Source organism: Streptomyces sp. NPDC093984 (assembly GCF_044764595.1).
In the GTDB taxonomy this organism is placed as follows: domain Bacteria; phylum Actinomycetota; class Actinomycetes; order Streptomycetales; family Streptomycetaceae; genus Streptomyces; species Streptomyces cynarae.
The window spans coordinates 24,491-44,660 of the sequence record NZ_JBIWIM010000008.1; the positions used below are offsets into that span (position 1 = coordinate 24,491).

The window sequence follows — 20,170 nt, forward strand, 5'->3', positions numbered from 1 at the left end:
TCCCTGCGGCGTCTACGGAGTACCCACCGCCTGTTTCTGCCAGGACTGCTGGAAGGCGAAGCGGGCCGCCTCCACCTCGTGGCGCTGGTCGGCGTGCAGCACGCCCAGGGCGTACGCCGTCGCCGGGGCGATGCGCGGGGTGCGGGCCGCCGCTGCCGCCGAGGCCGCCGCCTCCGAGGCGTCCCGGTGCCGGTTGAGGGCCTGCCCGGCCGCCAGCAGCCGCACGTCGACCGCCGCGTTCTCGCCGTACTGCCCGTACAGCACCTCACGCGCGTAGCGGTGCAGCCGCAGCAGCAGCCGGACCTGGTGCCAGGGGCCGTCCTGCGGGTGCGGGGCCGGGTCCGGGGACAGGCCGTGGACGAGGGCCTCCGCGTTGTACGGGTGGCCCGCGGTGACCAGCGGCAGCGCGGCCACCGCGTCGGTCAGCCGCTCCTCGGCCGCCGCGGCCGGCGGGCGCAGGTCGGCGGCCTGTGCGGCCGGGGTGAGCGGGACCTCGCTGGCGAGGACGGCGACGCTGTCCGCCACCGCGTGGAAGCGGCTGGAACCGAGCGCCTGCAGGGCCGCCGAGTGGGCGCGGGTACGGGCCAGGGTGAGCTGACGCTCCAGCAGGGCGCCCGCCTTCGCGGCGCCCACGGTCAGGTTGCCGCGATCCGGAACGCCGGCCCGGTCGCGCGGCCCGGCGCCCTCCGCTGCGCCGGTCGTCTGCGTGGGGAAGGCCGACGAGCCCGACAGCCGGTGCAGGGCGAGCAGCAGGCGGTCCAGCCGGGCCGCGTACGCGTGCTCGCGGGCCAGTGTGCCCGACAGCCAGGCCAGCTCCGGCCGCATCGCCTCCGACCACTCGGCGTCGAGCAGGGCGCGGAACGTGTGCAGTGTGCCGCTGATGCGGCGGGCCGAGCGGCGCAGGGCGAGCGCGGCGTCGCCGGAGTCCTCCGCACCGCCTCCCTCCCCCGCTCTCGACTTCGCCCGAGCGAGGGGACCCCCGTCACCGGGCTCCCGGTGCTGGCGCAACGCGCGGAGGAACTCCGTGGCCTGGGCCCGCAGGTACTCCGCGAGGGCGTCCCCGGTGGGGGCACCTCCCTGCCCAGGGGGGTACCCCCGCTCGAGCGAGGTCGAGAGTGGGGGAGCAGTCGAGACCTGGGGGGAGGGCCCGGCCGTGCGGTCGGCCGTGGGGTCGGTGGGGGGATCAAGGTGTTGCTGTGCCACGCCGGCGCCTCCGGGCGTCTATGAGCATCTCCTGGATGTTCGGCAGGGGCTGGCCGTCGGCGTCGAAGGCGTGCCGGATCCACTCGCCGTCCGGGCCCAGGTGCCAGGACGAGGTGGTGTCGGACATACCGGTCTCCAGGAGCCGGTTGAGAGCCGCCCGGTGCGCCGGGTCGGCGACCCTGACGAGTGCTTCGATACGGCGGTCGAGATTGCGGTGCATCATGTCGGCGCTGCCGATCCAGACCTCCGGCTCGCCGCCGTTGCCGAAGGCGAAGACGCGGGAGTGCTCCAGGAAGCGTCCGAGGATGGACCGTACGCGGATGTTCTCCGACAGGCCGGTCACGCCCGGGCGCAGCGCGCAGATGCCGCGCACCCACACGTCGACGGGGACGCCCGCCTGGGAGGCCCGGTAGAGGGAGTCGATGACCGCCTCGTCCACCATCGAGTTGACCTTGATGCGGACGGACGCGGGCCGGCCGGCCCGGTGGTGCTGGATCTCCTTGTTGACCCGCGACACCAGACCGTCGCGCAGGGACTTGGGCGCGACCAGCAGGCGGCGGTAGATCTCCCGGCGGGAGTAGCCCGACAGCCGGTTGAACAGGTCGGACAGGTCCGCGCCGACCTGCGGGTCGGCCGTCAGCAGCCCCAGGTCCTCGTACAGACGTGCGGTCTTCGGGTGGTAGTTGCCCGTGCCGACGTGGCTGTAGCGGCGGAGCGTTTCGCCCTCCTGCCGCACCACGAGCGAGAGCTTGCAGTGGGTCTTCAGCCCGACGAGACCGTAGACGACGTGGCAGCCCGCCTCCTCCAGCTTGCGGGCCCACTTGATGTTGGCCTGCTCGTCGAAGCGGGCCTTGATCTCCACCAGCACGAGGACCTGCTTGCCGGACTCGGCGGCGTCGATCAGCGCGTCGACGATCGGAGAGGTCTCCGAGGTGCGGTACAGCGTCTGCTTGATCGCCAGGACATCCGGGTCGGCGGCGGCCTGCTCCAGGAACGCCTGCACGGACGTGGAGAAGCTGTCGTACGGGTGGTGCAGCAGGACGTCCCGCTCGCGCAGCGCGGCGAAGATGTCCGGCGCGGACGCCGACTCGACCTCCGCGAGGTCGCGGTGGGTGCCGGCCACGAACTTCGGGTACTTCAGCTCGGGCCGGTCGAGGTTGGCGATGCCGAAGAGGCCGGTGAGGTCCAGGGGGCCGGCCAGCGGGTAGACCTCGGCCTCGGAGATCTTCAGTTCGCGCACCAGCAGGTCGAGGACGTAGCGGTCGATGGACTCCTCGACCTCCAGGCGCACCGGCGGGCCGAACCGGCGCCGCATGAGCTCCTTCTCCAGGGCCTGGAGCAGGTTCTCGGTGTCGTCCTCCTCGACCTCGAGGTCCTCGTTCCGGGTTATCCGGAAGGTGTGGTGCTCCAGCACCTCCATGCCCGGGAACAGCTCCTCCAGGTGCGCGGCGATGACGTCCTCGATGGGGACGTAGCGCTGCGGGGATGCCTCCAGGAAGCGGGAGAGCAGCGGCGGCACCTTGACGCGGGCGAAGTGGCGGTGGCCGGAGACCGGGTTGCGCACGACGACCGCCAGGTTCAGGGACAGGCCCGAGATGTACGGGAAGGGGTGCGCGGGGTCCACGGCGAGCGGGGTCAGCACCGGGAAGATCTGGTGCCGGAACAGGGTGAAGAGCCGCGCCTGCTCCTTGTCCGTCAGCTCGCTCCAGCGGACGATGTGGATGCCCTCCTCCGCGAGGGCGGGGGCGACGTCCTCCTGGAAGGTGGCGGCGTGCCGGGCCATCAGCTCGCGGGAGCGGGCCCAGATCATCTCCAGCACCTCGCGGGGCTGGAGGCCCGACGCGGACCGGGTGGCGACCCCGGTGGCGATACGGCGCTTCAGTCCCGCGACCCGGACCATGAAGAACTCGTCCAGGTTGCTGGCGAAGATCGCGAGGAACTTCGCGCGCTCGAGGAGCGGCGTGTTCGGATCCTCGGCGAGCTCGAGGACACGCTCGTTGAACTGGAGCCAGCTGCGCTCGCGGTCCAGGAAGCGGCCCTGGGGCAGCTGGGCGCCCTCGGCCTCTTCGTAGGCGTCCAGGTCGGCGTCGAGGTCGGGATCGAGTCCGGACACCGCCGCCGCCACGGTGTGCGGGCGGTGCGCGGCGATGGAACCCACGGAGGGCTGCTGATTCTGCATGGTCGCGCGACCCGAGGGCTCTTCCTCGCGGGGGGTGGCGGGGGACGGGTGGACCGGCGCCTGGGCGTTCTGCTGGCTCATAAACCCATTCTTCCGCGCCGAACGGGTGACGGGCGCGTCGGAACGACCGGGCGGCAGCGAGCGCGCACGGTCCGCACCGGCCCCGTTCTCCGGGGGCGGCAAGGGCTCTGGCACGGCGGCGTTCATTGACCGAGCGTCGCAAGCCCGTCTGAATCAATGGTTACGGCGACATGACGTGCGGGATAGCGGGGGGCGGCCCGGGAACATCGCCCCCGCCGCCCCTACCCGACCCAACCTCCAGGGGCTCCGCCCCTTCAACCCCACAGGGGCTCCGCCCCTGGCCGTGGCGGGGACTGCGTCCCCTGCACCCTCGTGGGGCTCTGCCCCGGGCCGTGGTGGGGGGCTGTGTCGCCTGCACTCCTTGCGGGGCTCTGCCCCGGGCCGTGGCGGGGGCTGTGTCCCCTGCACCTCTTGCGGGGCTCTGCCCTGCACCTCTTGCGGGGCTCTGCCCTGCACCCCGCTGGGGCTTCGCCCCAGACCCCGTTCGGGGAGCCGGCCCCTCAAACGCCGGAGGGGCTGATTTGCCCCCGGTCGGCATCACTCAGCCCGTCCGGCGCTTGAGGACGAGGCCGCAAGGCCGACAGTGGGGGTCTGGGGGCGCAGCCCCCAGGGACGGGAAGGGTAGGGGCGGCGGGGGCGAAAACCCTCTGCCCGGCCCCGGCGCGCCCGCACCTTGGCGGGGCTGCGCCCCTGATCCCCGGGCGGGCTGAGCCCCGGGCAGCGCTTCCGTCCCCTGCAGCCGGCACCCCCCACCCCCCGGCGGGCCGGAAGCCCGGCCTCCGCGGCGCCGCAGCCCCCGCCCTCGCCCCCGGCCTGAGGCCGGCGGCTCAGGTTTCCGTTCGGTACATCAGGTCCGTCTCGTACGTCGTGAAGCCCAGGCGTTCGTACACCGACAGGGCCGCCTTGTTGTCCGCGTCGACGTACAGCATCGCCGTCGGCAGGCCCCGGGCCGCCAGGTGGCGCAGGCCGATCGTGGTGAGGGCGCGGCCCAGGCCGGTGCCCTGGGTGCCGGGGCGGACGCCCAGGACGTACACCTCGCCGAGCCGCTCCTGCGGGTGGATCTTGGTCCAGTGGAAGCCGACCAGTTCCCCCTCCCGTTCCGCCAGGAAGAAGCCCTCCGGGTCGAACCACGGCTCCGCCTTGCGGTCGTCGAGGTCCCGCTGGGTGAGGGAACCCTGTTCGGGGTGGTGGGCGAACGCCGCCGCGTTGACGGCGAGCCAGGCCGCGTCGTCCTGCCCGGGCACGAACGTGCGCACCGTGACACCCTCCGGCAACGTCGGCTCCGGCGGGTCGAAGTCCGTCAACGAGCGGCGCAGCTGGCGCAGTTCGCGGAACAGGGTCAGGCCCAGCACCTGTGCCAGGTGCCGCGCCGCGGAGTGGCCGCCGTGTGCCCACACCCGCAGCCGCTTGCCGGAGGCCGCGAGGAGGGCGGAGCCCAGCGCCCGGCCGTGCCCGTGGCCGCGGTGGGCCGGGTGCACGACCAGCTCGGCGGCCGGCGCCTCCACCGGGTCGGTGTCCTCCAGCTGGGCGTATCCGACGAGCGTGCCGTCGACCGTCAGCAGAAGATGGGAGACGCCGTCCCGCTCGCCGCCGCGCAACTGCAGTCGCCCCTGTTCGGACACGGCCTGCTGCCCGTCGACCCGGGCGGCGTAGGCGAGGAGTGCCAGCACGGCGTCGGCCTGTTCGGGCGAGAGCGCGGTGACGGTCTCCAGGGAGCGGGTCGGGGCCGGGCGGGCGGTGTCGTCGCTGGTCATGGGTACGAGGGTACGGGGCGGAGGAAGGAATGGGGAGGTAAAAGGCAACCCGCCCGTAACCCCGAACCCCCTTTTGCGCTACGCGCGTTGACCCTAAGCTGCGCGAATCACCGTCTTGGCGCGTTCTTTTCACATCACAGGGGGGCACATGCCGCCGAACGTCCGGCACAGACGTCTTCACCGCATCCTCGCCGCCGCCGCGGGCCTGGCCACGGCCGGCACCCTTCTCGCCGCGCTCCCGGCCGGCGCCCACGGCAGCAGGCCCGGTCCGCAACACCCCGGCCGCTACCAGGACGTGCAGCTGCTGTCCTTCAACGACCTGCACGGCAACCTGGAGCCGCCGGCCGGTTCCTCCGGACGCGTCACCGAGCGCCAGGAGGACGGCACCACCAGGACCATCGACGCGGGCGGCGTCGAGTACCTCGCCACGCACCTGCGCCAGGCCCGCACCGGCCACCCGTACTCCATCACCGCCGCCGCGGGCGACATGGTCGGCGCCTCGCCGCTGATCTCCGGCCTCTTCCACGACGAGCCCACCATCGACGCGCTCAACAAGCTCGACCTGGACGTCACCGGTGTCGGCAACCACGAGTTCGACGAGGGCGCGCGGGAGCTGGCCCGGCTGCAGAACGGCGGCTGCCACCCGACGGACGGCTGCTACGACGACGGCGAGACGTTCCAGGGCGCGAACTTCCCTTACCTCGCGGCGAACGTGACGGACGAGAAGACCGGCAAGCCGATCCTCAAGCCCTACTGGGTGTGGAAGAAGAACGGCGTCAAGGTCGGCTTCATCGGCGTCACCCTCGAGGGCACCCCGAACATCGTCTCCGCGGAGGGTGTGAAGGGCCTGAAGTTCGGCGACGAGGTCGAGACGATCAACAAGTACGCCAAGGTGCTCCAGCGGCAGGGCGTCCAGTCGATCGTCGCCCTGATCCACGAGGGCGGGGTGCCCACGTCGGGCGCGTACAACTACGACTGCGACAGCCCGGGCGCGGGCGACGGCATCTCCGGCCCGATCGTCGACATCGCCAAGCACGTCACCCCGGCCGTGGACGCGCTGGTCACCGGGCACACCCACCAGGCGTACGTGTGCACGATCGACGACCCGGCGGGCCGGCCCCGCATGGTGACGTCGGCGGCCTCGTTCGGCCGGCTGTACACGGACACGACGCTGACGTACGACCGCGCGAGCGGCGACATCGTCCGTACGGCCGTCACCTCCGCGAACCACGTGGTCACCCGGACCGTCGCCAAGGCGCCCGACATGACCGACCTGATCACCAAGTGGAAGACCCGCTCCGCGCCCGTCGCCTCCCGGCCCATCGGCTACATCGCGGGCGAGATCGGCAACACCGGCACCGAGTCCCCGCTCGGCGACCTGATCGCGGACGCGCAGCTCGCCCACGCCAGGTCCCTCGACCCCGAGGCGGACCTCGCGCTGATGAACCCCGGCGGCATCCGCGCCCCGCTCACCTACGCGGCGAGCGGAGGCGAGGGCGACGGCGTGGTGACGTACGGGGAGGCGTACACGGTCCAGCCGTTCGCCAACACCGTCAACCTGGTGAACCTGACCGGGGCGCAGTTGATCACCGCTCTGCAGCAGCAGGTCAGCGGCGCGAACGAGGCGTCACCGAAGATCCTGCAGGTGTCGAAGGGGCTCACCTACACGCTGGACCTGACCAAGGCCGGCGCCGCGCGTGTGGTCGTGGACTCCGTCCGGCTGAACGGCACGGCGATCGACCCCGCCGCCACCTACCGCGTCGCGATGAACTCCTTCCTCGCGGGCGGCGGCGACGGCTTCGCCGAGCTGGGCAAGGGCACGAACGTGCTCGTGGGCGGGGACGACCTGGCGGCCTTCGAGGCGTACCTGACGGCGAACTCGTCGGCCGCGTCGCCGTATCCGGTGCCTGCGGCGGACCGCATCACCGTGCTCAAGTAACCCTCCAACCACAAGGCGGGGCCCCGGACCACTGTCCGGGGCCCCGCCTCGGCCGTTTTCCGGCGAAGGCTCAGGCCGACGGGGTCCAGCCGCCGAGCCAGTCCGCGACCTCCTGGCCCGCCGCCTGGGCGTCGGTCAGTTGGGGGCGGTCCGAGCTTGCGGTGCCCGCGCCCGCGCCCGTGTTCCTGTACTCGGCGAAGCGGTCGTCCTTCCAGGAGAAGCCGCTCATGTCGGTCCACGGGGCGGTCTTGATCGCCGCGCTGAGTGCGGTGTTGCGGACCGTGGTCTGCGGGTCGAGGGTCGCGTCGCCGCCGGCGTGCCAGGGGCGGCCGAGGTAGAAACTGCGGTCGGACACGTCACCGCTCACGGTGGAGTTGGCGATCAGGATGCCCTTGCGGTTCGCGGCCGTGCTGGGCGCGGTGACGAAGCCGGCCGAGGTGCCGGTCCAGCGCTTCTTCAGGGTGATGACGGACTTGTCGATCACCGCACCCGCGCCGTGCGGGACGCGGGGCAACCGGTAGTGGCCGCCCGTGCCGGAAGGGTTGCCGCGGTCCCGCTGCGGACGAGTAGGAGCGCGGACACCTGTCACGCCCTGTACTGCGCACTGCCGCGCGCCGAGTTCACCGGGATGCCGATCCTGCTGACCCGGCCGGGAGCAGGACTACCCGCCGCCGGGCGTGGCCACCGTCGACATCGACTCCCCCGGCATGCTCGGCGTCCACTGCCCCGGCAGGGGCGCTGCTACGCGACGGCCGGTTGTTCCTCCGGCGGCGGAGTGGGCGCACCCGGCAGCCGTACCGTCGCCACCGTCCCGCCGCCCTCCGCGGGGGTCAGGGACACCTCGCCGCCCGCCTGTTCCACCGTGCGGGCCACGATCGACAGACCGAGGCCCGAGCCGGGCAGGGCGCGGGCGCTCGGGGAGCGCCAGAAGCGGTCGAAGACGTGCGGGAGTTCGTCGGCCGCGATCCCCGGGCCGTGGTCGCGTACGGTCAGGACGCCATCGGCGAGCTGGACATCGATCGTGCCGCTCTCCGGGCTGAACTTCACCGCGTTGTCCAGGATGTTGACCACCGCCCGCTCCAGTGCGGACGGCTCCGAGAGGACGTACCACGGCTGGAGGTCCGCCGTGATCGTCAGCTCCGGGCCGCGCAGCCGGGCGCGGCGCAGCGCCGACTCCACGACGTCCTGCCACGCCACCACCTGCGCCTTGCCGGCGTGCTGGCCGCTCGTGGGGCGCGAGAGTTCCTGCAGGTCACCGATGAGCGAGGCCAGCTCCGTCATCTGCGCCTTCACCGAGGCCAGCAGCGCCTTGCGGTCCTCCGGGGGCAGCGGGCGGCCCGTCTCCTCGCTGCGGGTGAGGAGTTCGATGTTGGTGCGCAGCGACGTGAGCGGGGTGCGCAGCTCGTGGCCCGCGTCCGCGATCAGCTGCTGCTGCAGTTCCCGGGAGCTGGCCAGGGCCGACGTCATGGAGTTGAAGGAACGGGACAGGCGGGCGATCTCGTCCTCGCTCTCCTCGTCCACCGGGATGCGGGTGGTGAGGTCCTCGGTGCGGGCGATGTGCTCGACGGCCTCGGTGAGCTTGTCGACGGGGCGCAGGCCCGCCCGGGCCACGGCGAGGCCCGCGGCTCCGGCCCCCACGACACCGATGCCGGACACGACGAGAAGGACCAGGGCCAGGTCACCGAGGGTGTTCTGGGTGTCGGCGAGGGGGACCGCGACGAGCAGGGCGCTGTCGGAGAACAGCTGCAGTCCGCCCGGACCCTCGCTCACCAGGGGCGCCGCGATCACCCGCACCGGGTTGCCCTTGCTGTCGGTGCCGTTGTGGATGATCCTCTTCTCCGGGTCCGGGTTCCGGGCGATCTCGAGATCGGTGCGGGTGACGCGGAGGAGGCCCGCGGACTGCGGGTAGACGCAGACCCTGCCGTCCGTGTTGATCACCTGCATGTAGGAGGTGTCGGCCTGCGGGCCGCGGTCGTCCTGGGGGCGGGGCGTGGTCGTGCAGTTGCTCAGGGTGTTCGTCAGCCCCACCATCTTGACCGGGCCGCTGACGGACGTCAGCTGGTCGTCGATCTGCTTGTACAGCTTGCCCTGCACGATGAACCAGCAGGTGACCGACACCGCCGCCACCCCGAACGCCACCGCGGCGGCCACCAGCAGAGCCAGCCGTGAGCGCAGCGGGAGGGACCGGAACCGTTTGATCACTCGGCGCCGCCCTGCCGCAGGACGTAGCCCACGCCACGCACGGTGTGCACCAGGCGCGGCTCGCCGCCCGCCTCCGTCTTGCGGCGCAGGTACATGACGTACACGTCGAGCGAGTTCGACGACGGCTCGAAGTCGAAGCCCCAGACCGCCTTCAGGATCTGCTCGCGGGTCAGCACCTGGCGCGGGTGTGCCATGAACATCTCCAGGAGCGTGAACTCGGTACGGGTCAGCTCCACCGGGCGCCCGCCGCGCGTGACCTCGCGGGTGGCGAGGTCCATGCGCAGGTCGGCGAAGGTGAGGACGTCGTTCTCCTCGGCCGCGCCCGCCACGGCCGCCGCGTAGTGGCTGCGGCGCAGCAGGGCGCGGATACGGGCGAACAGCTCGTCCAACTCGAACGGCTTGACCAGGTAGTCGTCGGCCCCGGCGTCCAGGCCGGTGACACGGTCGCCGACCGTGTCGCGGGCCGTCAGCATCAGGATGGGAGTGGTGTCGCCCGCGCCCCGGATCCGGCGGGCGGCGGTGAGGCCGTCCATGCGCGGCATCTGGATGTCGAGGACCAGCAGGTCCGGCTTGTACGCGGTCGCCTTCTCCAGCGCGTCCGCACCGTCCACGGCCACCTCGGTGGCATAGCCCTCGAAGGCGAGGCTGCGCTGGAGTGCTTCACGCACGGCCGGCTCGTCGTCGACGATCAGGATGCGCTGGGGGTCACGGTCGCCTTCGGCGGGGCTCATGGATGTGGAGTTCCTCAAGGTGCGACGGACGGGCGATACGGAATCAGCCTCGCACGATTCGGGTCGGGGACGGAAAGGGCGGGGCGGTGGGGGAGGGAGGCACGAGTGCCCGCAGCCACGCGGCCCCTGGTCAGCCCATCACCGCGGTCAGCCGGCTCAGCGGAACCTTGCGGCGGTGCGGCCGCGCAGCCGTCATCCGCAGCCCCATCAGCTGCGGCACCGCCACCTGCGGGACCGCCACCTCGGGGGCGCGCTCGACCCGCGGCCGGGTCCGGGGGCGGGGCTGGGGCCGGGTCCGCACCCGGCGCCGCATCGGGGCGTGGAGCTCGTTCGCCACGGCCAGGGCCAGCAGGACTCCGCCGGGCTCGGTGGCACCGGTGACCTCGTGCACAGCCATCGTGATCATGTCGTACTCCTTACCACTCGCCCGGCGGGGCGCCCGCTCAGCTCTGGGAGCCGGAGCGCAGCGTCGCCAGGTCGGACTTGACGGTGTTGATCGGGATGGCGAAGCCCAGGCCGACGCTGCCGGCGCTCGACGAGGTCGAGTCCGAACTGGCCGAGTACATCGCCGAGTTGATGCCGATGACGTTGCCGTTCATGTCGATGAGGGCGCCACCGGAGTTGCCCGGATTGAGGGAGGCGTCCGTCTGGATCGCCTTGTACGTCGTCGTGGACGAGCCCGTGTCGCCGTTGAACTGCCGGCCGCCGAACGCGAACGGCCACCGGCCGCTGCCGCCCTGCCGCTGGTTCTCGTCCGTCGGCACGGTGACGTCACGGTTCAGTGCGGAGATGATGCCGCTGGTGACCGTGTCGCTCAGGCCCTCGGGGGAGCCGATGGCGACGACCTGGTCGCCGACCTGGAGGCCGTCGGAGTTGCCGAGCGTGGCGGCCTTCAGCCCGGAGGCGCCCTGCAGCTTGAGCAGCGCCAGGTCCTTCTTGCTGTCGGTGCCCACGACCTGCGCGGTGTACGACTTGCCGTCGCTCGTCGTCACCTTGATCGAGGAGGCACCAGAGATGACATGGTTGTTGGTGACGATCTGGCCGTCGCTGGTGATGATCACGCCGGAACCGGTGGACTCACCGGCGTTCGAGGTGGCGTTGATCTCCACGATGCTCGGGTTGACCGCGGCGACCACTCCGGCGACCGTGCCCCTCGCACTGGACGGCACCACGTTGGTGCTGGTCGAGCTGGAGGAGACGGCCGTGTCCTTGCCGGTCAGCTCCTGGATCCCGTACGCCGTGCCGCCACCTATCGCCGCGGCGACGATCGCCACGGCGGCGAGGAGCGCGAGCGGGCCCTTGGTGCGCCGCTTCGGCCCGGGCTGGGCAGGGACGGCGGCCAGGACGGCCGTGCCGTCGTCGCCGCCGTATCCGTCATGACCGCCGCCGGCCGCGACCGCCGGCTGCGCCGGCTCGTACGCCGGAGGGGGCGGCCACTCCGGGTTCACGGGGGAGGAGGTGTGCTGCTGCTGCTCGGGGTACGCGGACTGGGGTCCGTACCCCTGGGGGTCGTACTCGTCGTTGCGGCGGAAGCTCTCGGTCATGCAAAAGAGAGTGTCCCCTGATCATGAGAGCTACCTGAGTCCCGGCTGAGAAGCCCGACAGAACCGTGTATGCCCGATATAAAGCCGTGTCGGGGGCCGTGACGAAGACCCGTTCCCGAAGACCCGTTACCCACGGCTCCGAGGGGGTTCACCGTGACCGCGAGGGGACCTACTCGCACCCGCAGGAACGGCGCACGACCAACCGCGAGGGGAACAGCTTCAACCGCTCTCGCCGCGACCCGGCCACCCGAAGCCCGTCGTCGAGCACCAGATCGACGGCCGCTCGGGCCATGCCCGAACGGTCCGAGGCGACCGTGGTGAGCGGCGGGTCCGTCAGCGCCGCCTCCTTCACGTCGTCGAACCCGGCCACCGCCAGCTCCCCGGGGACGTCGATCCGCAGCTCGCGGGCCGCCCGGAGCACGCCGATCGCCTGGTCGTCGGTGGAGCAGAAGATCGCCGGGGGGCGGTGCGGCCCGGACAGCAGCTCCAGGGCGACGTTGTACGCGTCGTACCGGTTGTACGGCGCCTCGAACAGGCGGCCCTCCGTCGGGATGCCGGCCTCCTGCATCGCGCGCCGCCAGCCCTCGACGTGGTCGGAGACGGGGTCGCCGACCGCCGGCGTCTCGGCCGTACCGCCCATACAGGCGACGTACTCGTACCCGTGCTCGAGGAGGTGCCGCACGGCGAGCTGGGCGCCGCCCAGGTCGTCCGTGACGACGGCGACGTCGTCGATCGCCTCGGGTCGCTCGTGCAGCAGGACGACCCGGGCGTCCCAGGCGTCGATCTCCGCGGCGGCGTGGTCGTTGAGCGCGTGGCTGACCAGGATCAGCCCGGAGACGCGCATGCCGAGGAAGGCCCGCAGATAGTGGACCTCGCGCTCGGCCACGTAGTCGGTGTTGCCGACCAGCACCATCTTTCCGCGCTCGGCGGCGGCCTGCTCGACCGCGTGCGTCATCTCCCCGAAGAAGGGCTGGCGCGCGTCCGGCACGATCATGCCTATGAGGTCCGTGCGCCGCGACGCCATGGCCTGGGCGACCCGGTCGGGCCGGTATCCCAGTTCCTTGATCGCGGCGAGGACGCGCTCGCGCGTGGCCGGGGCGACCGGCCGGGGTCCGTTGTTGATGACATAGCTGACGACGGCGGTGGATGTCCCCGCCAGCCGCGCCACATCGTCCCGAGTCACCTTGGCCACGCGCGGAGTCTACGCGGATGGACCGCCTCTGGGCAGGGCCTTCGCCGTTCTATGCCCCACCTGTGACCTGTCTCTATGCCTCGGCCGCCACCTCGGCCCCGGACACCGGCGCCGACTCGTCGGCGTCGTCCGCCTTCGGCCGGGCCGCCTTGGCCTTCGCCTCCTCGGCGGCGCGCTCCACCTTCTCCGGGGTGACGAAGCGGTAGCCCACGTTGCGGACGGTGCCGATCAGGGACTCGTGCTCGGGCCCCAGTTTGGCGCGCAGCCGTCGTACGTGGACGTCGACCGTGCGCGTGCCGCCGAAGTAGTCGTAGCCCCAGACCTCCTGCAGCAGCTGGGCGCGGGTGAAGACCCGGCCGGGGTGCTGCGCGAGGTACTTCAGGAGCTCGAACTCCTTGAAGGTGAGGTCCAGGACGCGGCCCTTGAGTTTGGCGGAGTAGGTCGCCTCGTCCACGGACAGGTCGCCGTTGCGGATCTCCATCGGGGAGTCGTCGTTGACGATCTGCTGGCGGCCCATGGCGAGCCGGAGGCGGGCCTCCACCTCGGCGGGGCCGGCGGTGTCGAGGAGTACGTCGTCGATGCCCCAGTCGGCGGTGACGGCCGCGAGACCGCCCTCGGTGACGACCAGGAGAAGCGGACAGCCGGGCCCGGTGGAGCGCAGCAGCTGGCACAGGCTGCGTACCTGCGGCAGGTCGCGTCGTCCGTCGACGAGGATGACGTCGGCACCCGGGGTGTCGACGAGGGCGGGGCCTTCCGCCGGAGCCACTCGCACGTTGTGCAGGAGCAGGCCGAGAGCGGGAAGCACCTCCGTCGACGGCTGGAGGGCGTTGGTCAGGAGCAGCAGAGAACTCATACGTCTGGTTCCTCCTCGGTCCCTGCGAGGACGTTTGGCGGGGCGGCACTGCTCTGCGCATCCCGGCGGCCCGTACACCTGCGGTTTCCCGCGTCGTATACAACGCTTCCGAAAGCACAAAAGGACCCGGGGGCTACGCTGCCCGAGTCCTCTGCCCAGCAGAATAGCCCACATGAGCACTGGTACGGCAGGTGGAACGGCAGGATCAACGGTTCGTCCGCACTCCGAGACGGCTCGTCGCGGGCCCGTGCGGACGTTTCTCCGCACGCTCGACGGTGTGACGATCGACGCCGCATACGATCCGGGATCCGTTGTATACGACACCGGGCGTCCACCTTCCGGCCATCTGGACGATCTCGCGATCGTCGTGGCACACGGCTTCACGGGTGATCTGGAGCGACCCCATGTGCGCCGGGTGGCGGGTGTCCTCAGGCAGTACGGCGCGGTGGTGACGTTCTCCTTCCGGGGCCACGGGGCGTCCGGCGGCCGGTCCACGGTCGGCGACCGCGAGGTGCACGATCTGGCGGCCGCCGTGCGGTGGGCGCGGGAGCTGGGGCACACGCGCGTGGCCACCGTCGGCTTCTCGATGGGCGGATCGGTGGTGCTGCGGCACGCGGCGGCGCACGAGGAGGGCGCGGACACGGACGCGGTGGTGTCCGTGAGTGCGCCCGCCCGCTGGTACTACCGGGGCACGGCCCCCATGCGGCGGCTGCACTGGCTGGTGACCCGCCCCGAGGGCCGCCTGCTGGGCCGCTACGGCCTGCGCACCCGCATCCACCACCGCGACTGGGACCCGGTGCCGGCCTCGCCCGTCGAATCCGTCCCCCTGATCGCGCCGACCCCGCTGCTGATCGTGCACGGCGATCAGGACGGCTACTTCCCCCTCGACCATCCCCGGATGCTGGCCGAGGCCGCCCGTGACCACGCCGAACTGTGGCTGGAGCCCGGCATGGGCCACGCCGAGCACGCCAGTGACGACGCCCTGCTGGCCCGCATCGGGGAGTGGGTGGCCGCCCGGTCGGGCTAGTGCCCCGGCAGGCGATGTCAGGCGGACATCGCCTGCCGAGGCACTAGCCTGAGCGGTGTTCACCACGACCGAGTCGAGGAAGCAGATGGCAAAGGGCACGGTGCGCTACTGGGCCGCCGCGAAGGCGGCCGCGGGGGTCGCCGAGGAGCCGTACGACGCGACGACGCTCGCGGAGGCGCTCGACGCGGCGCGCGAGAGGCACCCCGGCGAACTCGTCCGCGTCCTGAAGCGCTGCTCCTTCCTGGTCGACGGTGACCCCGTCGGGACCCGTGAGCACGAGACGGTACGGCTGGCCGAGGGCGGCACGGTCGAGGTGCTCCCGCCGTTCGCAGGAGGATGAGCGATGAGCAACCAGCCGTACGAGGGCTACGAGGGACACGCGGCCCCCGGGTACGGGGGCTATGACGCCCACCAGGCCCCGCAGGCCCGACAGCCCCAGGAGGGGTACCCGCAACAGGGTTGGTACGACCCGAACGGCGCGGCCCACCCGCAGCAGCATCAGCAATGGCAGCAGCAGCCGTACGGGGCCGCGCAGCCGTTGCCGCCGGAGGCGCACGCGCAGGCGTACGAGCCGGACGGTTACGCGGCGCCCGGCGTCGCCGTCACCGCGACGACGACCGCCGAGCCCGGGTCTCCCGCCGTCGACCTGGCCACCCTGCCCGCCAACCAGCGGGCCCGGCTCGAGGGCCGTTCGCCGATCATCGAGCCCGGGCTGCAGCCGGCCGCGCTCACCGCGGTCCTGGGGGCGCTGCTCGCCGGGGCCGCGGCCGTGGGGACGTACGCGCTCGTCGTACCGCTCGTGATCCTGCAGGCCGTGACGGCGGCCGGATGGTTCCGGCTGAACGGCATGTGGCCGGCCCGGCAGGGCATCGCGCTGGCGTTCCTGGGCGCGGTCACCGCGGACGTGGCGCTGCTGGTGGCGGGCCGGGAGCAGGCGCCGGCGGTGATCCTGGGCACGCTCGGCGTCTGGGTCCTGCTGTCCCTGGTCCTCCAGCTCAGGTCGCACGCCGACCCGGACACGCGGATGTACGGCCTGATGGCGACGGTCGCCTCGGCCGCGCTGTCGATCGTCGCGGCCGGGCACCTGGCGGCCGTACCCGACGCGGTCACCGTGGGCGCGGTCGCGGTCGCCGTGGCGGTCCTGGCCCGCGCGCTTCCGCTTCCGACGGCGGCGTCGGTGGTGGTGGCCCTGCTGGCGGCGTCGGGTGCGGGCATCGCGATGGGCGGCGTGACGGGTTTCGGCACGTCGGGTGCGTCGGGCGCGTTCCTCGGCCTGGGCGCGGGCGTCTGCGCGCTGATCGGCCACCGGGTGGCGAGCTACGACTACCCCTCCCGCTTCGTCCACTTCACGGCGGGTGTCGCACTGCCGCTGACGGCGGCGGCGCCGGTGGTCTACGTGCTGGGCCGGGCGCTGGGCTGAGAAGCCGGCCCCGCCCCCTGCGTGTCACGGCTGATCAACAATTCCCCGTTTCCCCTTCCCCCGGCGGGTACTGTCACGCAAGACGGCCTCCGGGCCGTCCGACCGCCGTGACGACCGCCGACGTGGGGGACAACCGAGCAATGCGCGCACTGCGAATACTGCTGATCCTCGTCGTGATCCTGGGCGGCCTCTTCGTGATCGCGGACCGCGTCGCGGTCCACTTCGCGCAGAACGAGGCGGCCGACAAGCTCAAGACCACCGAGAACCTGGCCACCACCCCGGACGTGTCCATCAAGGGCTTCCCCTTCCTCACCCAGGTCCTCTCCGGCGAGCTGGACGACGTCGAGGTCGGCATCAAGGACTACGACGCGACCACCGGCAACGGCTCCGAGAAGATCCGTATCGACGACCTGAACGCGTCGATGAAGGGCGTGACGTTCTCCGGCAGCTTCAGCTCGGCCACCGCCGCCGACGCCACCGGGACCGCGCTCATCACCTACGCCGAGCTGCTGAAGACCGCCAAGTCACAGCCCACCGATGTCGCCCCCGGTGTCACCGCCCGGGTGATCGGCCTGTCCGACGGCGGGAACGGGAAGATCAAGGTCGCGGTCAAGGTCGAGGCGCCCGCCCTCGGCATCAAGCTGCCGGACCCGGTCTACGTGCTCAGCTCGGTCACCGCCCAGGGCAACACCGTCAAGGTGCACGCCGACAACCTGCCCGCGCTCGCCGGCATGGAGGTCGCCGGCTCCCGGATCCGCACCATCACCGACTTCCGGCAGCGCATCGACCAGCTCCCCGGTGGGATCAAGCTCGACAAGGTCCAGGCCGCGAAGGACGGCGTGGAGATCACGGTGAAGGGTTCGGACGTCCGGCTCGCCGGGTAGGACGACCGGCGACCGCGACGACCGGCAACCGGCGACCGGCCACCGGGCACCGGCGACCGACAACCGGCGACCGGCCACCGGCGACCGGCAGCGAAGGCAGGCCCCAAGGGCGGGGCGCAAGCCGGGCTCGGACCGGGCTCGGAACGATTGTCCGATGGGCGAGACGCCCCCGTCCGTACCGTAGATGGGGTGTCGGACGCGCGCGCCCGGGAGTCGTACGGCGACCGCCCCGCAGCGCATCCCATCTCGTATGACGGACGATCGCATCTCACCATTCGACACGCCGGTGACACGCCCCGCGCCCGGTCCCTACGATCGACCCCATGCAGCGACAGGCGGATCTCACGAAGCGGCGGGCAGTAGACCTGTGCCGCGTCGCCGCCATGCTCTGTCGCACTTCCTGAGCGGGAGAGCTTCACTCCCGTATCCCGGCCCTGGCTCCTGACACAGGGCCACACCTGCGCCGCGTACGCCACCGCGACACCGCGTACCCGCACCCCTTCTGACTCGCAACGCCCCGCCGCAACTGCCCCGGAGGAGAAGAAGCATGAGCCGCAGCGACGTCCTGGTAGACGCCGACTGGGTCGAGCAGCACCTGGACGACCCCAAGGTCGTCGTCGTCGAGGTCGACGAGGACACCACGGCGTACGAGAAGAACCACATCAAGAACGCTGTCCGCATCGACTGGAAGCAGGACCTCCAGGACCCGGTCCGCCGCGACTTCGTCAACCAGGAGCAGTTCGAGACGCTCCTGTCGGAGAAGGGCATCGCCAACGACGACACGGTCGTCCTCTACGGCGGCAACAACAACTGGTTCGCGGCCTACGCCTACTGGTACTTCAAGCTCTACGGCCACGAGGACGTCCGTCTCCTCGACGGCGGCCGCAAGAAGTGGGAGCTGGACGCCCGCGAGCTGGTCGACGGCACCGAGGTGCCCGAGCGCGCGAAGACCGAGTACAAGGCCAAGCCGCAGGACGCCTCGATCCGTGCCTTCCGCGACGAGGTCGTCGACGCGATCGGCACCAAGAACCTGGTCGACGTCCGCTCGCCCGACGAGTTCTCCGGCAAGCTGCTCGCCCCGGCGCACCTGCCGCAGGAGCAGTCGCAGCGCCCGGGGCACGTCCCGAGCGCCAAGAACATCCCCTGGTCGAAGTCGGCCAACGACGACGGCACCTTCAAGTCCGACGAGGAGCTGAAGGAGCTGTACCAGTCCGAGGGCGTGGACCTGGCCAAGGACACCATCGCCTACTGCCGCATCGGTGAGCGCTCCGCGCACACCTGGTTCGTGCTGCACGAGCTGCTCGGCCAGGAGAACGTCAAGAACTACGACGGTTCCTGGACGGAGTACGGCTCCCTGGTGGGCGTGCCGATCGAGCTCGGCGCCGGTAAGTAAGACCGACCTCTCAGAAAAGACGGAGAAGCACATGTGTGGAGCGAAGGCCGGCGGCCCCGACGCCTCGACGATCAAGCCCGGTGAGACCACCATCCAGGGCCAGGTGACCCGCGACGGCGAGCCCGTGACCGGGTACGTGCGCCTCCTGGACTCGACCGGCGAGTTCACCGCCGAGGTCCCCACCTCGGCGACCGGACAGTTCCGCTTCTACGCGGCCGAGGGCACCTGGACCGTACGCGCCCTGGTGCCGGGCGGCACCGCGGACCGTACCGTCGTCGCCCAGAAGGGCGGCCTCGCGGAGGTCGCGATCGCGGTCTGAGCAGTACCGCGCATGGCTGAAGGGCCGCACCCACGGGTTGGACACCTCGGGTGCGGTCCTTCCGCATGTCCGCGGGGCATAGTGAAGGTATGTACGCACGACGACGCCACGTGTACTTCGCCATGATGGGCACCTGCCTGGCGCTGTTCGTCCTGGCCTGGGGAGTCGTGCGCATCTGGTCGGTTCCGGCGGCGGTGGGCATGTGCGTGGTCGCGATGGTGATCCCGCCCCTGGCCGCGATGGTGGCCAACCGCCGGGGTCCCGATGACCGCTGGTGGGACGACCCGTCCGGGGACCCGCAGTCCGACGAGTGGTGGGACGAACTGGACGGCAAGAAGCGGCGATAGACCCGCGATGGCACTGGCGAAGAAGGGCACGCGGCTCATCACGGTCGACGACCGCCGTTACCGGTGGGTGGTGGCGCCCGACGACGAACCCGGCCTCGCGATCGTGGTGGAGGACGCGGACGCCCCGGCACAGCGGATGGTGACCTGGGTGGAGCACGGCACCGTGATCACCCCGGAACTCCTGGCCAGGGCGATCCGCCGGGCCCGTGGCCTGGGCTGGACACCCCGGCAGCGAGGCCCCCAGTTCACCACCCGGTGGCCCGGCATCCCCGGCTCAGGCCCGGGCGCCGCCGTCGACCCGTAGGACCGTGCCGGTCACGAAGGAGGAGCGGTCGCTGAGGAGCCAGGCGGCGGCCTGCGCGATCTCCAGCGGGTCGGCCGCGCGGCGCAGCGGGGTGAGCGCCGTGAGCCGCTCCCGGAGACCGGGTGATTCCTTCTCCCAGGTGCGAATCATCTCGGTCGCCGTGTGGCCGGGGGCGATGGCGTTGACGCGGATGCCTTCCGGGCCGTAGGTGACGGCGGCCGACTCGGTGAGGCTGTTGACCGCCCGTTTCATCGCGCCGTAGGCGGGCAGCTCGGGGTTGCCCCTCAGGCTGCCGATGGATGAGTTGTTGACGATGGCCCCTGTCCTGGCGGTGGTTCGGATGGCGGCGATCTCGGCGACCATGGCCAGCCAGACGCCCTTGAGGTTCACGTCGTAGATGTGGTCGAAGTCGGCCTCCGGCATCAGGTCCATCGGGCCGGGTCGCTGGATCGTCGCGCCGTTGTTGAAGGCGATGTCGAGCCGGCCGTACAGGCTCACGGCGCGGTCCACGGCGGCGCGCACGCCGGCCGCGTCGGCCAGGTCGCACACCACGTACTCCGCGGTGCCGCCCGCCGCCCGGATCTCGTCGGCCACCGTCTTCAGCTGGTCCTCCGTCCGGGCCGCGAGAAGCACCCGGGCGCCCTCGCGGGCGAAGAGCCGAGCCGCGGCGGCTCCGATGCCACGTCCGGCACCGGTGATGAAGGCGACCTTGCCGGCCAGCAGGCCCTGGTCGGCAGGGGCGGTGGTCGTGTCGGTGATGGCTGTGTTGTCCATGGGAGCGAGCCTGCGCCCGTCCGC

General features: G+C 71.8%; 20 protein-coding genes and 1 pseudogene. 10 read left to right on the plus strand and 11 right to left on the minus strand.

Annotation, left to right across the window (positions count from 1 at the left end; genetic code table 11):
• Window positions 1-12 precede the first annotated feature (12 nt).
• The 3 genes from ACIRC0_RS26800 to mshD form a co-directional block, all read right to left on the minus strand.
• Window positions 13-1,203 (minus strand): CHAD domain-containing protein, encoded by a 1,191-nt coding sequence (locus ACIRC0_RS26800; protein WP_403620434.1) that lies wholly within the window; start codon window positions 1,201-1,203, stop codon window positions 13-15.
• Window positions 1,184-3,589 (minus strand): RNA degradosome polyphosphate kinase, encoded by a 2,406-nt coding sequence (locus tag ACIRC0_RS26805; protein WP_403620437.1) that lies wholly within the window; start codon window positions 3,587-3,589, stop codon window positions 1,184-1,186. The genes ACIRC0_RS26800 and ACIRC0_RS26805 overlap by 20 nt, the downstream gene beginning before the upstream one ends.
• Before the next feature lie 701 nt (window positions 3,590-4,290).
• On the minus strand, window positions 4,291-5,217 hold the full coding sequence (mshD, locus tag ACIRC0_RS26810; RefSeq protein WP_403620440.1) for a mycothiol synthase: 927 nt from the start codon (window positions 5,215-5,217) through the stop codon (window positions 4,291-4,293).
• Between the two features lie 148 nt (window positions 5,218-5,365).
• On the opposite strand from mshD, the gene ACIRC0_RS26815 reads away from it, so the two are divergent.
• A complete protein-coding gene (locus ACIRC0_RS26815; protein ID WP_403620443.1) occupies window positions 5,366-7,156 on the plus strand; it encodes a bifunctional metallophosphatase/5'-nucleotidase in 1,791 nt (596 codons plus the stop codon).
• Between the two features lie 70 nt (window positions 7,157-7,226).
• On the opposite strand, the pseudogene ACIRC0_RS26820 reads toward ACIRC0_RS26815, so the two are convergent.
• The 7 genes and pseudogenes from ACIRC0_RS26820 to ACIRC0_RS26850 all read right to left on the minus strand — a co-directional run.
• A pseudogene (locus tag ACIRC0_RS26820) lies at window positions 7,227-7,649 on the minus strand (pectate lyase); the annotation flags it as partial.
• 248 nt (window positions 7,650-7,897) lie between these two features.
• Window positions 7,898-9,358: a sensor histidine kinase gene (locus ACIRC0_RS26825; protein ID WP_403620445.1), complete on the minus strand. Its 1,461-nt coding sequence runs from the start codon at window positions 9,356-9,358 to the stop codon at window positions 7,898-7,900.
• Window positions 9,355-10,089, minus strand: a complete 735-nt coding sequence (locus ACIRC0_RS26830; RefSeq protein WP_200421046.1) for a response regulator transcription factor — start codon at window positions 10,087-10,089, stop codon at window positions 9,355-9,357. Before ACIRC0_RS26830 ends, ACIRC0_RS26825 begins: the two co-directional genes overlap by 4 nt.
• Before the next feature lie 130 nt (window positions 10,090-10,219).
• A complete protein-coding gene (locus ACIRC0_RS26835) occupies window positions 10,220-10,495 on the minus strand; it encodes a hypothetical protein (protein WP_403620448.1) in 276 nt (91 codons plus the stop codon).
• Between the two features lie 37 nt (window positions 10,496-10,532).
• Window positions 10,533-11,633 (minus strand): S1C family serine protease, encoded by a 1,101-nt coding sequence (locus ACIRC0_RS26840; RefSeq protein WP_403620451.1) that lies wholly within the window; start codon window positions 11,631-11,633, stop codon window positions 10,533-10,535.
• Between the two features lie 169 nt (window positions 11,634-11,802).
• Window positions 11,803-12,825 (minus strand): LacI family DNA-binding transcriptional regulator, encoded by a 1,023-nt coding sequence (locus ACIRC0_RS26845; RefSeq protein ID WP_263230711.1) that lies wholly within the window; start codon window positions 12,823-12,825, stop codon window positions 11,803-11,805.
• A 73-nt stretch (window positions 12,826-12,898) separates the two neighbouring features.
• The gene (locus tag ACIRC0_RS26850) at window positions 12,899-13,678 is read right to left on the minus strand and encodes a winged-helix domain-containing protein (protein ID WP_403620455.1); all 780 of its coding nucleotides are present in this window, start codon (window positions 13,676-13,678) and stop codon (window positions 12,899-12,901) included.
• 172 nt (window positions 13,679-13,850) lie between these two features.
• On the opposite strand from ACIRC0_RS26850, the gene ACIRC0_RS26855 reads away from it, so the two are divergent.
• The 9 genes from ACIRC0_RS26855 to ACIRC0_RS26895 all read left to right on the plus strand — a co-directional run bounded on the left by ACIRC0_RS26855 (window position 13,851) and on the right by ACIRC0_RS26895 (window position 19,372).
• A complete protein-coding gene (locus ACIRC0_RS26855) occupies window positions 13,851-14,705 on the plus strand; it encodes an alpha/beta hydrolase (protein WP_403620458.1) in 855 nt (284 codons plus the stop codon).
• Window positions 14,706-14,790: 85 nt separating this feature from the next.
• On the plus strand, window positions 14,791-15,045 hold the full coding sequence (locus ACIRC0_RS26860; RefSeq protein ID WP_200421040.1) for a MoaD/ThiS family protein: 255 nt from the start codon (window positions 14,791-14,793) through the stop codon (window positions 15,043-15,045).
• A 3-nt stretch (window positions 15,046-15,048) separates the two neighbouring features.
• Entirely contained in the window at window positions 15,049-16,125 is a 1,077-nt protein-coding gene (locus ACIRC0_RS26865; protein WP_403620462.1) for a hypothetical protein, read from the plus strand.
• Between the two features lie 140 nt (window positions 16,126-16,265).
• Window positions 16,266-17,009: a DUF2993 domain-containing protein gene (locus ACIRC0_RS26870; RefSeq protein ID WP_403620465.1), complete on the plus strand. Its 744-nt coding sequence runs from the start codon at window positions 16,266-16,268 to the stop codon at window positions 17,007-17,009.
• 323 nt (window positions 17,010-17,332) lie between these two features.
• Window positions 17,333-17,413, plus strand: coding sequence for a putative leader peptide (locus tag ACIRC0_RS26875; RefSeq protein ID WP_355139345.1), 81 nt, complete (start codon window positions 17,333-17,335; stop codon window positions 17,411-17,413).
• A gap of 143 nt (window positions 17,414-17,556) precedes the next feature.
• Window positions 17,557-18,402 carry a sulfurtransferase gene (locus tag ACIRC0_RS26880; protein WP_403620468.1) on the plus strand — a complete coding sequence of 282 codons (846 nt, stop codon included), beginning with the start codon at window positions 17,557-17,559 and terminating at the stop codon, window positions 18,400-18,402.
• 31 nt (window positions 18,403-18,433) lie between these two features.
• Window positions 18,434-18,721 (plus strand): DUF1416 domain-containing protein, encoded by a 288-nt coding sequence (locus tag ACIRC0_RS26885; protein WP_009189358.1) that lies wholly within the window; start codon window positions 18,434-18,436, stop codon window positions 18,719-18,721.
• 89 nt (window positions 18,722-18,810) lie between these two features.
• Complete coding sequence (locus ACIRC0_RS26890) at window positions 18,811-19,068, plus strand: DUF3099 domain-containing protein (protein WP_389003062.1); 258 nt, start codon at window positions 18,811-18,813, stop codon at window positions 19,066-19,068.
• Between the two features lie 7 nt (window positions 19,069-19,075).
• The gene (locus tag ACIRC0_RS26895) at window positions 19,076-19,372 is read left to right on the plus strand and encodes a hypothetical protein (RefSeq protein WP_403620472.1); all 297 of its coding nucleotides are present in this window, start codon (window positions 19,076-19,078) and stop codon (window positions 19,370-19,372) included.
• On the opposite strand, the gene ACIRC0_RS26900 is transcribed toward ACIRC0_RS26895, so the two are convergent.
• Window positions 19,343-20,146 carry an SDR family NAD(P)-dependent oxidoreductase gene (locus tag ACIRC0_RS26900; protein ID WP_403620475.1) on the minus strand — a complete coding sequence of 268 codons (804 nt, stop codon included), beginning with the start codon at window positions 20,144-20,146 and terminating at the stop codon, window positions 19,343-19,345. The genes ACIRC0_RS26895 and ACIRC0_RS26900 overlap by 30 nt on opposite strands.
• Window positions 20,147-20,170 lie beyond the last annotated feature (24 nt).

Coding starts and splice junctions, on each gene's coding strand:
- ACIRC0_RS26805 (WP_403620437.1), bottom strand. CDS start 3,589: ATGAACGCCGCCGTGCCAGAGCCCTTGCCGCCCCCGGAGAACGGGGCC.
- mshD (WP_403620440.1), bottom strand. CDS start 5,217: ATGACCAGCGACGACACCGCCCGCCCGGCCCCGACCCGCTCCCTGGAG.
- ACIRC0_RS26815 (WP_403620443.1), top strand. CDS start 5,366: ATGCCGCCGAACGTCCGGCACAGACGTCTTCACCGCATCCTCGCCGCC.
- ACIRC0_RS26830 (WP_200421046.1), bottom strand. CDS start 10,089: ATGAGCCCCGCCGAAGGCGACCGTGACCCCCAGCGCATCCTGATCGTC.
- ACIRC0_RS26835 (WP_403620448.1), bottom strand. CDS start 10,495: ATGATCACGATGGCTGTGCACGAGGTCACCGGTGCCACCGAGCCCGGC.
- ACIRC0_RS26840 (WP_403620451.1), bottom strand. CDS start 11,633: ATGACCGAGAGCTTCCGCCGCAACGACGAGTACGACCCCCAGGGGTAC.
- ACIRC0_RS26850 (WP_403620455.1), bottom strand. CDS start 13,678: ATGAGTTCTCTGCTGCTCCTGACCAACGCCCTCCAGCCGTCGACGGAG.
- ACIRC0_RS26855 (WP_403620458.1), top strand. CDS start 13,851: ATGAGCACTGGTACGGCAGGTGGAACGGCAGGATCAACGGTTCGTCCG.
- ACIRC0_RS26860 (WP_200421040.1), top strand. CDS start 14,791: ATGGCAAAGGGCACGGTGCGCTACTGGGCCGCCGCGAAGGCGGCCGCG.
- ACIRC0_RS26865 (WP_403620462.1), top strand. CDS start 15,049: ATGAGCAACCAGCCGTACGAGGGCTACGAGGGACACGCGGCCCCCGGG.
- ACIRC0_RS26870 (WP_403620465.1), top strand. CDS start 16,266: ATGCGCGCACTGCGAATACTGCTGATCCTCGTCGTGATCCTGGGCGGC.
- ACIRC0_RS26875 (WP_355139345.1), top strand. CDS start 17,333: ATGCAGCGACAGGCGGATCTCACGAAGCGGCGGGCAGTAGACCTGTGC.
- ACIRC0_RS26880 (WP_403620468.1), top strand. CDS start 17,557: ATGAGCCGCAGCGACGTCCTGGTAGACGCCGACTGGGTCGAGCAGCAC.
- ACIRC0_RS26885 (WP_009189358.1), top strand. CDS start 18,434: ATGTGTGGAGCGAAGGCCGGCGGCCCCGACGCCTCGACGATCAAGCCC.
- ACIRC0_RS26890 (WP_389003062.1), top strand. CDS start 18,811: ATGTACGCACGACGACGCCACGTGTACTTCGCCATGATGGGCACCTGC.
- ACIRC0_RS26895 (WP_403620472.1), top strand. CDS start 19,076: ATGGCACTGGCGAAGAAGGGCACGCGGCTCATCACGGTCGACGACCGC.
- ACIRC0_RS26900 (WP_403620475.1), bottom strand. CDS start 20,146: ATGGACAACACAGCCATCACCGACACGACCACCGCCCCTGCCGACCAG.